This is a genomic window from Dyadobacter sp. (genome assembly GCF_051859145.1).
GTDB lineage: Bacteria > Bacteroidota > Bacteroidia > Cytophagales > Spirosomataceae > Dyadobacter.
In genome coordinates this window covers 1-10,695 of sequence record NZ_JBHYGF010000106.1, presented here as the reverse complement: position 1 = coordinate 10,695, position 10,695 = coordinate 1, and the positions used below count along the sequence as shown (strand labels likewise).

At 50.7% G+C, this 10,695-nt stretch carries 12 protein-coding genes; 5 read left to right on the top strand and 7 right to left on the bottom strand.

The window, feature by feature from the left end; genetic code table 11:
- The 3 genes from ACTIE6_RS07780 to ACTIE6_RS07770 all read right to left on the bottom strand — a co-directional run.
- The coding region (locus tag ACTIE6_RS07780; RefSeq protein WP_439556097.1) for a catalase at positions 1–486 on the bottom strand (486 nt) is incomplete at its 3' end.
- 22 nt (positions 487–508) lie between these two features.
- The gene (locus ACTIE6_RS07775) at positions 509–1,060 is read right to left on the bottom strand and encodes a YciE/YciF ferroxidase family protein (RefSeq protein WP_439556096.1); all 552 of its coding nucleotides are present in this window, start codon (positions 1,058–1,060) and stop codon (positions 509–511) included.
- A gap of 66 nt (positions 1,061–1,126) precedes the next feature.
- Entirely contained in the window at positions 1,127–1,603 is a 477-nt protein-coding gene (locus ACTIE6_RS07770; protein ID WP_439556095.1) for an OsmC family protein, read from the bottom strand.
- 127 nt (positions 1,604–1,730) lie between these two features.
- Here ACTIE6_RS07770 and ACTIE6_RS07765 point away from each other — a divergent pair, with 127 nt between their 5' ends.
- Both ACTIE6_RS07765 and ACTIE6_RS07760 read left to right on the top strand, forming a co-directional pair.
- Positions 1,731–2,675, top strand: a complete 945-nt coding sequence (locus tag ACTIE6_RS07765; RefSeq protein ID WP_439556094.1) for an MBL fold metallo-hydrolase — start codon at positions 1,731–1,733, stop codon at positions 2,673–2,675.
- Positions 2,676–2,710: 35 nt separating this feature from the next.
- On the top strand, positions 2,711–3,229 hold the full coding sequence (locus ACTIE6_RS07760) for a hypothetical protein (protein WP_439556093.1): 519 nt from the start codon (positions 2,711–2,713) through the stop codon (positions 3,227–3,229).
- A gap of 79 nt (positions 3,230–3,308) precedes the next feature.
- On the opposite strand, the gene ACTIE6_RS07755 is transcribed toward ACTIE6_RS07760, so the two are convergent.
- From ACTIE6_RS07755 to ACTIE6_RS07745, 3 genes are all read right to left on the bottom strand, one after another.
- Positions 3,309–3,971, bottom strand: a complete 663-nt coding sequence (locus tag ACTIE6_RS07755; protein WP_439556092.1) for a hypothetical protein — start codon at positions 3,969–3,971, stop codon at positions 3,309–3,311.
- Positions 3,972–4,096: 125 nt separating this feature from the next.
- Positions 4,097–4,846, bottom strand: coding sequence for an OBAP family protein (locus ACTIE6_RS07750; RefSeq protein ID WP_439556091.1), 750 nt, complete (start codon positions 4,844–4,846; stop codon positions 4,097–4,099).
- A gap of 46 nt (positions 4,847–4,892) precedes the next feature.
- Positions 4,893–5,804 carry an isoaspartyl peptidase/L-asparaginase family protein gene (locus ACTIE6_RS07745; protein WP_439556090.1) on the bottom strand — a complete coding sequence of 304 codons (912 nt, stop codon included), beginning with the start codon at positions 5,802–5,804 and terminating at the stop codon, positions 4,893–4,895.
- A gap of 264 nt (positions 5,805–6,068) precedes the next feature.
- Here ACTIE6_RS07745 and cphA point away from each other — a divergent pair, with 264 nt between their 5' ends.
- The 3 genes from cphA to ACTIE6_RS07730 are packed head-to-tail and all read left to right on the top strand — an operon-like array spanning position 6,069 to position 10,318.
- Positions 6,069–8,714, top strand: a complete 2,646-nt coding sequence (cphA, locus tag ACTIE6_RS07740; RefSeq protein WP_439556089.1) for a cyanophycin synthetase — start codon at positions 6,069–6,071, stop codon at positions 8,712–8,714.
- Positions 8,715–8,725: 11 nt separating this feature from the next.
- Entirely contained in the window at positions 8,726–9,577 is an 852-nt protein-coding gene (locus ACTIE6_RS07735) for a cyanophycinase (protein ID WP_439556088.1), read from the top strand.
- A gap of 9 nt (positions 9,578–9,586) precedes the next feature.
- A complete protein-coding gene (locus ACTIE6_RS07730) occupies positions 9,587–10,318 on the top strand; it encodes an FRG domain-containing protein (protein WP_439556087.1) in 732 nt (243 codons plus the stop codon).
- A gap of 16 nt (positions 10,319–10,334) precedes the next feature.
- On the opposite strand, the gene ACTIE6_RS07725 is transcribed toward ACTIE6_RS07730, so the two are convergent.
- Positions 10,335–10,695 (bottom strand): alpha/beta fold hydrolase (locus tag ACTIE6_RS07725; RefSeq protein ID WP_439556086.1); only part of this gene is annotated, 361 nt, incomplete at its 5' end.

The following is a 10,695-nucleotide window of genomic DNA, read 5'->3' as shown; positions in this document are numbered from 1 at the left end:
CTGAATAAAAAACACCGGCATGTTATTGCCGACAAGGTCGAAATTACCTTCCTGTGTATAGAATTTAACAGCAAATCCCCGCACATCCCGCGCCAGGTCTGTCGAGCCACGCGATCCTGCAACAGTCGAAAACCTGACGAAAACAGGTGTTTCCAGACTTGGGTCGCTCAGGAAGTGCGCCCGCGTTACATTCGACATGGATTCGTATACCTTGAACACACCGTGCGCGGCAGAGCCTCTGGCGTGCACAATGCGCTCGGGAATGCGTTCGTGGTCAAAATGGGTCATTTTTTCGCGGAAAATGAAGTCTTCCAGCAAAGTAGCCCCGCGTTCTCCGGCTTTCAGGGAGTTCTGGTCGTCATTGATTCTGACGCCGTGGTTGGTTGTAAGCAATGTGCCCTCATCCTCCGTGGTATGCGGGGCAAGGTTTTCAATTTTATCGTTATCGGGCTGTGCCGGTTTTTCCTGATCCTGGTTAGTCGCCATAGTAATAATTATCTGGTTAGATTCAGGCTTCCTCGGCCGCCTTATAATTCACTTCGTTTTCTGCCACTTCTGTAAGCAGCTCATCTGCCTGCTTTTCCTCGGCCAGGGTGGTGGCAAGGATCTCGGCTACATCGTCCAGACCGAGTGTTTTGGCAAGGTGGGTAAGTCCGCCGTAAGTAGCGATTTCATAATGCTCTACTTTCTGGGAAGCGAGGATAATACCTACATCGCGGGTTGCGGTGCCTTCGTCGGTACTTTCAATAATTCCTTCGCCTTCTTTGGCAAGTCCTTCCATCGCGTCACACTTCTTGGCAATGGCTTTTTCACCCAAAAGATCGAAAATCACTTCCAGTCGGCTTACATGCTCCACTGTTTGGGCCAAATGCTCCTGTATAGTGCTCGAAAGCTTCGGCGAGCTGGCCGATTGGATCATTTTAGGAAGTACTTTAACAAGGTGATTTTCAGCCCAGTAAATATCTCTAAGGCTGTCCAGGAATAATTCGGTAAGAGCCGGTTCGGCCTTAACGGAAGTTTTTGTTTTGAACTTTGGCTCTGAGCCTGTTTCGGTTTTCATAACAGTAAGCGGTTAAAAGTCTGTGCGCTCTGTATACAAAAGCCGTTCCAACAAAAGATGGGATAATCAGGTATGTGATGAAGTGTAAGAAACCGGCTCGTGCCGGATCGGGAAATTGCAGGAGTTGGCGATAAAGCAAAACTGATGCGCCTTGTCGTGCAATGCATCCGCTTTTTCCTGCATATGCGCTGCAAGTACCTGAACCACGGGATAGAGCACCACTTCTGTAAACCGACCGCTTCCATTGTCCGTCTCTTCCATTGTTCCCACTGCCTGATCGGTGTAGCTCGTTACAACGACCCCCGCTTCCGTGCACAGGTGCAGATACCAGAGCATGTGGCAGGAGGCAATGGATGCTACAAAAAGCTCTTCCGGATTGTGGCGGGCGGGATCTCCGCGGAAAGCAGGATCTGAGGAAGTTGCGATGTCCGCCTTTCCATTCACTTTCACGATGTGACTTCGCTCATAAGACCGGTAATCGGTAGTGCCATTTCCCGTGTTGCCAGTCCATTCAATGGTGGTTTTGTATAAATGCTGTTTCATAAAAGCTGCATGATTTGCATTGTAAAAGCCTGTTGTCCCCTTTGACTAAAACTATATAAAATCCGGAATGGAAACCATTCAATGGCACAATTTTTAGAACGAACTCGAAACTTTCAACAAAACTAAAATGGAAAAAGCCACAATAATGAATGCGTCGCATTTCAAAGTAGCGGAGGGAGTGTGGGGGCTGAGGGACATTTTTGTTAATGTGTTTTTCATCGCCAATCCCGATAAAAGCTGGGTACTTGTAGATGCCGGCCTCAAAACTGCATATCCTAAGATAAAGCAGGCAGCAGCGGAAATCTTCGGGGAGAATATGCCGCCGGAAGCGATTGTATTGACACACGGGCATTTTGACCACGTGGGTTCGCTCAAAAAATTGCTGGAAGACTGGCATGTGCCGGTAGTCGCGCATTTCTTGGAAGTCCCTTATTTATCGGGTAAATCTGCCTACCCGCCAACCGACCCGAGTGTAGGAGGCGGATTAATGGCGTACATGGCCGACCTGTATCCCAACGATCCGATCAACGTTTCCGACGCTTTACAAACACTGCCTGTCACCAGTTCGGTACCCGTTTTACCTGAATGGAAATATTACCACACGCCCGGCCACGCACCCGGACATATTAGTTTGTGGAGGGAAAAAGACAAGGTGCTTTTGTCTGGCGACGCATTTGTAACAACCCGGCAGGAATCGGCACTTAGTGTTGCCACGCAGCGAAAGGTATTATCCGGCCCACCCAAGTACTTTACATATGATTGGGAACAATCCAAAGAATCGGTAAACCTGCTGGCCGAACTCAATCCGGAGATTGTAGCATCCGGACATGGAAAACCCATGTCAGGCGCTGAAATGCAGCAGGCACTGCGCGAGCTGGCCTATCATTTTGAAGAGACAGCTGTACCGAAGTCGGGACGGTATGTAAATGATCCCGCCGTGGCAAACCGGGAAGGAGTTGTGTACCTGCCCAAAAAGAAAACAGTTTCCATTGCTGCTGCGGTAGTTATTGGTGTAGCGCTGCTGGGCATTTCGCTCGCAGTCGTAGCCAGCAAACGCGGTCAGCTTTCCTGAAAAAGCATTTATTCATCAATCTAAAAACAAGTATCATGAAAAAGTCAATGAACATTACATTAGCAGTGTTGCTGTGTACCGCAACCATATCCTATTCTCAAAGCACTTCCGGTTCCGGCGGAGCAGGGAATGGAGCTGCAAAGAACAGTACATCTGCCAGTCCTAAACAAACCCAGAGTGGGCAATCTGCTTCTCAGTCAACACGCGGCAATCAGGACGGCGGCGACAGAAAACTGAATGCAAGTGAGCAGCAAGGTGTGAAAGCGAATGAAGTAGGTTCCAGCACAAGGCCTGGCGGAGAATCGAATGAGAATGCAAACTACGTAGGATCGAACAGAGACGGAGAGGCAGATTCTAAGTCAATGCTCAACTCCAAAGAAGCGCGTGAGAAACGCAGGAAAAACATGACCGAAGCTGATACCGCTACAAAAAGAGGCAGCGGATCTGCCCGCAGAAACACAAAGGACCATACCGGAGTTACCGGTAATTACAGGAATGAAGAAATCAAGCATAACCAGAAAACCCAGCCAAGACCGTCGACCAAAAAAGACTAATACTGTTGGGAATAAGTTACAAAGCAAAGCCCCCGCAGATTTCTGCGGAGGCTTTGCTTTGTATTGAAAGGTACTCAGTCTAGTTATTGTCTGCGCCTGAACCGCCTTTGCTTTTGTTCTTCCTTTTTTTCTTGCCATCCTGGTCAGACTGGCTTGTTGTTCCGGAAGTTCCCGACGTTGTGTTATCGCTGCCTACACTCGATGTGCCTGAACTTGATCCGGTTGTTCCCGAATTGGTCGAGCCGGAAGTTCCGCTATTCTGCGGGTTAGATGTAGCACCCGAGCCGCTGCTCTGAATGTGCGTAGGTGGTGTACCTGTGGTAGTCTGGCTGCTCGTATTTGAGCCGCCGGTAGTACCGCTTGTGCCACTCGTGCCACTGGTACCAGTTGATCCGCTGCCGGTTGTGCCGCTTGTACCTGTACCTTGTGAGCTTGTGGTTCCCTGTCCTGTGCTTTGTGGCTCAGTAGTTTCTGCGCCGTTAGTACCTGTTGCTTGCGGCCAGGCCGATGTGCCTTGTGCGCTGCTGCCCTGTGACTGGGTGGTGGTACCTGTGTTATTCTGTGTTGTGCCGGATCCCTGGGTTCCGGTAGTTCCGCTTTTTTGCATCTGAGAATTGCTCTGTGTGCTTGTTCCCTGTGTACTGCCCGTTCTGGGCGTACTTTGTCCCGTCGTCGATTGTGCGAATAACGATCCTCCTGCTAACAGGAGCAATGCGGCTACGCTAAATGTCAGCTTTTTCATAATCTTTAATTTGGTTGATGAATAAAATTGTTGATCCGGCCTGTACTTCATGCAGTTGCAGATGCAGGCTGGCTTGTATTAATAATAACTGTGCCAATGCACAAAGACCACAGGCATTTTCAGAATTAATGTTTGTGAACTGCTGAGTCAGCCTTGTTCGTAATCACGAACTGCCGGATTTCTCCCTTTTCCCAGGCATTCGCACCAGGTACCAGCTCAGGCATAGGGATATCGGCTCTGTTCTTCTTGGCTTCTTCCGTCGATACTTTGAATCGCTTGTCGCGATCGCTTAGCAGTTTTTTGTCAAGCTGCCCGTCTTTGGTAAATCCCATCATGATCATGGGCGAGCCTACAGGTAAGCCTCTTTGCTGGTCGGTGTGCCAGGTATGGATCGTTTTCCCGTAAGTGGATACGAGCTTTTCCATCAACTCGTGCTCGGCAATCTTCGGAATGCCCGGCGCAATGAGCGAGCCCGATTTTACTTCGTGATGGTGACTGTGCCAAAGCTTTTTTTCTTCTTCACTCAGCGTTTTGAATGCACTGGCTGTAATAATGTACTCCACACCCATCAGTTTGGCATCCTTTCCATTCCCGTCGAAAATAATAGCCTGGTAAAGGTCATCGTTGAGCTGACTTACATAGTGGTGCGCTTCCATTTGCGCATTGATATTCCCGTTATAAAAATGAAAACCGTCCAGGTACGCATCGAAATGCCGGAGGGGGGTTTTGTCTTGCAATAGGTCGGCGCCGGTGTTCAGTACGCGATCTTTTGCATTGATGGAATCTCCGGGAGAGGTAACCTGGGAGCCAGAGTTTTTTCCGCCGCACCCGGCAGCAATTACCAGGAGGAGCAGCAATGTATTTTGCTTCATCATTTTTTGTTGTGGTTAAAATGGTAAGTTGTACTTGTAGTAAGCGGGATTATTCCTGCGGGTCGGCCCAGATGCGGGTACTGCCTTCGCCGCGGCTATTTTTCCAGGCGCGGAGCATGCTTTCACAATTGAAAGCCAGCTCCACATTCCCACGGGAATCCACAGCAATCAGGCCGCCCTCGCCCCCCAGCCGGGTGAGTTTGGCGATCTGGTTGCGGCAGGCTTCTTTCAGGCTTGCACCTTTATATTCCATTTGTGCGGCAACATCATAGGCGCTCACGAGCCGGATAAAAAACTCCCCGTCGCCTGTGCAGGATACTGCACACGACTGATTACTGGCATAAGTGCCGCCCCCGATCACAGGAGTGTCGCCCACGCGCCCAAACTTTTTATTGCTGATACCGCCCGTAGAAGTAGCCACCGCCAGATTCCCCGCCTCGTCCAGCGCCACTGCGCCCACTGTTCCTTTTCCGGTATTGCTGCGCTCTTCTTTTTCCTGTTCCTTGGCGAGCTGTTTGCGCCGGTGCTCAGTATCGAAATAGGAATTTTCTTCAAATGCAAGCCCGTGGACGCGGCCAAAATCCATCGCACCTTTCGCGGCAAGCAGCACATTCTCCGACTTATCCATCACAGCCCGCGCCAGGCTGATCGGATTTTTTATATTGGAAATACCTGCCACCGCCCCGGCTTTCAGAGTTCTTCCGCACATCGTAGCGGCGTCGGCCTCGTGGGTGCCTTCGGCTGTAAATACCGAGCCTTTACCTGCATTGAAGAGGGGATTATCTTCCAGTTCCCTGACGGCCGTTGCCACTGCATCCAGCGCACTGCCGCCATTTACTAAAACATTATATCCTGCCTCCAAGGCTTTATCAAGGCCTTTTTGGTAATCTACCTCCTGTTCGGGAGTAGTGGTTTTCCGGGTCAGCGAACCAGCGCCGCCGTGAATGGCAATCGTAAACATGCTAAGTAGGTTGGGGTAAGGTCTCAAAATTGAAAACCGCCTCCCCGCACAAAAACTCTGCCAGTAAAAGGCAAATCCCGACATCTCACTTCTAAATGCGCAAAAAATTCTACGAAAAAGATAAATAAATAGAGGTGGGAGAAATTTCCGGCAAGCAAGCAGGTACAAAGCCTCCTGGCACAATATTTAGTATCGCCGCCGATCTGGCGCTTTCAGAGGCCAGTCAAATACATCCACAGTAAGCAAAAAGTATCCGGAAAAAGTATGAAAATCATTGATATCCGCTGCATGCGCGGCCCGAATGTGTGGTCGGTACGCAAGACCAGGTTGGTTGTGATGAGGTTAGATCTTGAAGAGCTGGAAGAGCTGCCCACCAATAAAATTGAAGGCTTTTACGAAAGATTGAGAAAGGCAATGCCGAGCCTGCAAAGCCACTATTGTTCGGAAGGCCACCCCGGCGGTTTTTTCGAGCGCGTCAAAGATGGTACCTGGATGGGCCACGTCATTGAGCATATCGCATTGGAAATGCAGTCGCTCGCTGACATGGACACCGGCTTCGGCCGCACCCGGGGCACCGGAGAATATGGTGTGTACAATGTGGTGTTTGAATATTATGAAGAAAATGCTGGCAAGCTGGCCGCCGAATACGCCGTGCAAATGGCCGCCGCGCTGGTTGCCGGTACCGCATTCGATCTGGCAGGTGCATTGCAGCAGCTCAAAAAAACGTATCAAACCGAGCGGCTCGGTCCAAGTACCCAGTCGATCGTAGACGCTTGTACGCAGCGGAACATTCCGCATATCCGGCTGAACAGGGACGGTTACGTGCAGCTGGGCTATGGAAGTCAGCAGCGGCGCATTGAAGCAACTACCACCAGCTACACCAGCAGTATTGCAGTCTCGCTGGCCGGTGACAAGAATGCAACCAAGGAAACACTCGGCAGGGCAGGAGTGCCTGTTCCAGCCGGAGTATCCATTACTACCGAGGGAGAATTGGAAGAAGCAGTAGCAAAAATCGGCTTCTCTGTCGTGATCAAGCCGCTAGATTCCAATCAGGGAAAGGGCGTGACCACCAATGTGCAGGATATGCGCGCTGCTGTTGAAGCATACAACTGGGCCTGCTGCTTTTCAGACGAGGTGATTGTTGAAAAATTTGTAGTCGGCAGCGACTACCGGCTCTTGGTAATCGGAAACAAATTCAGCGCCGCGGCCAAACGTACACCGGCGATGGTTTTCGGCGACGGTATCTCTACGATCGGGGAATTGATCAACCAAACCAACCTGGACCCACGAAGAGGTGACGGGCACGAGAACAAGCTCACCCGCATTGTGGTGGATGAAATGCTGCTCGGTCACCTTGAATCACAGGGACTTTCCATTGATACCGTACTTCCATCTGATGTAAGCGTAACAGTTTCCGATGCTGCCAACCTGAGCAGGGGAGGCACTTCCGAGGACGTTACTGACCGCCTCCATCCCGAAATCGTGATGATGGCCGAGCGTGTTGCGCAGCTGATCGGCCTGGATATTTGCGGGATCGATATCATCGCGCAGGATATTACCCAGCCGCTGCAAGCCTCGGGTACTTCGGTGATTGAGGTAAATGCGAGCCCGGGTTTCAGGATGCACCTGTATCCCTCATCCGGCAAGCCGCGCCATGTGGGGAACGATGTGGCCAGGATGCTTTTTCCAGATGGGGCGACGGGCCGCATTCCCATTATCGCCATCACCGGTACCAATGGAAAAACAACTACCACCCGCATTACTGCGCACTTGATGAAGCAAACCGGCGCAACGGTGGGGTTCACGACTACCGACGGGATTTATGTCAATGATTATATGATCGAAGAAGGCGACTGTACCGGCCCGGAAAGTGCGCGGACAATCCTGAAAGATCCAACTGTGGATGTAGCGGTACTGGAAACTGCACGCGGCGGTTTGCTGCGGTCGGGACTGGCATTTGACCAATGCGACGTGGGTATTATCACCAATGTGGCGGCCGACCACCTGGGGTTGAAAGGGATTAATACCCTGGAAGATATGGTGCGCGTGAAAGCAACTGTTGCCGAGTCGGTACGTCCGGATGGTTTCGCAATCCTGAATGCAGATAACGATGAAAGTTACGGGATCAGCGAGCGGCTCAAATGCCGGATTGGGCTTTTCAGTATGAACCCCGACAACGAACGCGTACTTGCCCATACCCGCGAAGGTGGCCTGGCCTGCATTTACGAAAATGGTGAAATCCGGCTCGTGAATGGAAGCATCAAGGTGAGCATTGCCGACGCACAGGCGATCCCGGCGACTTTCGGGGGCAAGTGTCATTTCATGATTGAAAACATCCTTGGCGCGGTACTCGCGGCTTACTCGCAGGGCGTCGACGTGCTTACCCTGGCGCAGGGGCTGTATTCTTTTCAGGTTTCCGATGAATCAACTCCCGGGAGACTGAACCATTTTCATTTCCGCAACTTCGATCTTTTGGTCGATTATGCGCATAATCCGCACGGCATGAACGCGCTGGGAAACTACCTTGGGAATTTGCCGGCAACCAGCAAGCTCGGGATCATCACGGGAGTAGGAGACAGGAGGGACGAGGATATCCGGGAGCTTGGCAAAGTGGTTGCCGGCATATTTGATGAAGTAATTATCCGCCTGGACGAAGACCTGCGCGGGCGCAAACACCAGGAGATTATCGAGCTCGTGAAGCTCGGTATCCGCGCTGCCAACCCGCTCTGCAAGATCAAGGTGATCCAGGACGAGTTGCAGGCGATCAATTACGCGATCAGGCACTCGCGGCCCGGCCAGCTGATCGTGCTGACAACCGAGAAAATCAAAGTTGCCATTTCACTCATAAAAGGTTTTAAAGAACTGGACGAACAGGCTGGCCACTACCAGGGCCAGCTGGCGCTGCATTAGCATTTTAAAATATGATGGATTTACCAAAAGGAAAGCTGATACCGATTGGCGGGAAAGAAGCCCGTAGCCCGCAGGATAACAATGGAGGCGGATCACGCCAGGTTACATTCCAGCACGAGGGCATTTTGCAGGAAGTATTAATGGAAATGAAAGGCCCGGAGTCGCGGCTGGCGGTGATTACTACCGCATCAGAACTGCCGGAAGAAATGCGCGATATGTACCTCAAAGCATTTGACGCATTGGGTTGTAAAAATGTGGAAGTACTTCACCTCGACGGTCGGAATGTGGATAGTAAAAATACACTCAGCATTCTGGAAGAGGTAGACGGGGTATTCTTCACCGGCGGCGATCAGGTGCGCCTGATTGATAGAATTTGCGATACAAAGTTCATGGATTTGCTTAAAGACCGTTACCGCAATGAAGATTTCGTGGTGGCTGGGACAAGTGCGGGCGCCATGGCGATGTCGGCGGTGACGATCCGCGAGGGTTCCAGTACCGAGTCGCTGCTGAAAGGGATCGTGGAGGTGAGCAGGGGATTTACATTGTTGCCCAAAACCATTATTGATACCCATTTCATGAGCCGCGGCCGCTTTTCGCGCCTCACCGAAGCGTTACTCCTGAACCCGGGTTTTATGGCGATCGGAATCTGTGAAGATACCGGGCTTGTAATTTCCGGAGGGAACCACCTGCGCACGATCGGCTCGGGCGTCGCGCTGATTTTGGAAGCGGACCATATCAGAAATACCAACTTTAAGGAAGCCAAAAGAATGCAGCCGGTGTATGTAGAAGGATTGGGCGTGCATGTACTGGCCCGTGGCGCGGGGTATTCCCTCAGCGAGCGGAAATTCATTGTCGAGAAGTAACAAACAGCTATGCAGTCTATCGAAATCAAATCCATTGACCAGTTTATCAGGGATATTGTGGGGTTGAAAAATGACGAATTTGACTTTTTCATTTTCAGGGGCCAGCGGATCAATGCGCCGCTGGTTCCTTCCATTGCCCGCTATCACCACGGTCAGGATATCAAATCAATTGAAAAGAGGATGCTGCTGGATCTCAAACGCCGGGGTAAGCTGCTGCTTCCCGATTCGGTTGCGGAAGAATGGGAATTGCTCATCCTCGCGCAGCATTACGGACTCAAAACCCGCCTGCTGGACTGGTCGAGCAACCCGCTTGTAGCTTTGTATTTCGCTATCCGGGATATTGACGATTCTGAAACTCATTCGTTTGTATACCTTTTCCGGGGATATAACGATCAGGTAATCGACAAGGACGAGCTCACGGGAGGTACCCCGCTTGATTCACCTTTTGAAATACAGGAATTGAAAGTGCTCCGGCCGTCGCTCAACAATGAACGTATCATTGCACAATCGGGCTGGTTTACGGTACATCCTTATTCCGAGGAGAAATGCGGTTTTGTACCGATGCAGTTTGATGAGGATGTAAAAGTGAACGTAACGGAATTTACCATCGCACCCACTTTGAAACGTGAGCTGATGGACCACCTGGATATGCTCGGTTTCAATGCGCAAACCCTTTTTCCGGAGCTTGCTGGTCTTTGTCATTACCTCAACTGGGAGTACCTGTACCAGGCAGCAGGGTAACGTACATCGTGAAAGGTTATTTGTTAAGAAAAGCAAAAATGTATCCATTCACAAGATCAGGCTCTTCGTGGTGTAGCCAGTGAGAAGCATTTTCAATAAGTATTAATTGGCCCTGCGTACATCTGGCGACACTTTGTTCAGCCATTTTTTTGGATAAAAACAGATCCTTTGTTCCCCAGAGAATCAATGCAGGTACTTCAATGGCTTCATTGATTGTAGCAGGCGGCGACTGGGCAAAAGCGCGGTACCAGTTGATCATGGAAGTAAGTGCATTCGGTTGTCGCCACGCGCGTTTGTAAGCAGCTATATCACTTTTGGAAAACGTACCCCGTCGCGCTGTCCTGATCATACTCGCAGCGAGCCATTTGAAATTAAAT

Coding starts and splice junctions, on each gene's coding strand:
- ACTIE6_RS07730 (WP_439556087.1), top strand. CDS start 9,587: ATGCAGTCTATCGAAATCAAATCCATTGACCAGTTTATCAGGGATATT.
- ACTIE6_RS07750 (WP_439556091.1), bottom strand. CDS start 4,846: ATGATGAAGCAAAATACATTGCTGCTCCTCCTGGTAATTGCTGCCGGG.
- ACTIE6_RS07760 (WP_439556093.1), top strand. CDS start 2,711: ATGAAAAAGTCAATGAACATTACATTAGCAGTGTTGCTGTGTACCGCA.
- ACTIE6_RS07765 (WP_439556094.1), top strand. CDS start 1,731: ATGGAAAAAGCCACAATAATGAATGCGTCGCATTTCAAAGTAGCGGAG.
- ACTIE6_RS07755 (WP_439556092.1), bottom strand. CDS start 3,971: ATGAAAAAGCTGACATTTAGCGTAGCCGCATTGCTCCTGTTAGCAGGA.
- ACTIE6_RS07775 (WP_439556096.1), bottom strand. CDS start 1,060: ATGAAAACCGAAACAGGCTCAGAGCCAAAGTTCAAAACAAAAACTTCC.
- ACTIE6_RS07770 (WP_439556095.1), bottom strand. CDS start 1,603: ATGAAACAGCATTTATACAAAACCACCATTGAATGGACTGGCAACACG.
- ACTIE6_RS07745 (WP_439556090.1), bottom strand. CDS start 5,804: ATGTTTACGATTGCCATTCACGGCGGCGCTGGTTCGCTGACCCGGAAA.
- ACTIE6_RS07735 (WP_439556088.1), top strand. CDS start 8,726: ATGATGGATTTACCAAAAGGAAAGCTGATACCGATTGGCGGGAAAGAA.
- cphA (WP_439556089.1), top strand. CDS start 6,069: ATGAAAATCATTGATATCCGCTGCATGCGCGGCCCGAATGTGTGGTCG.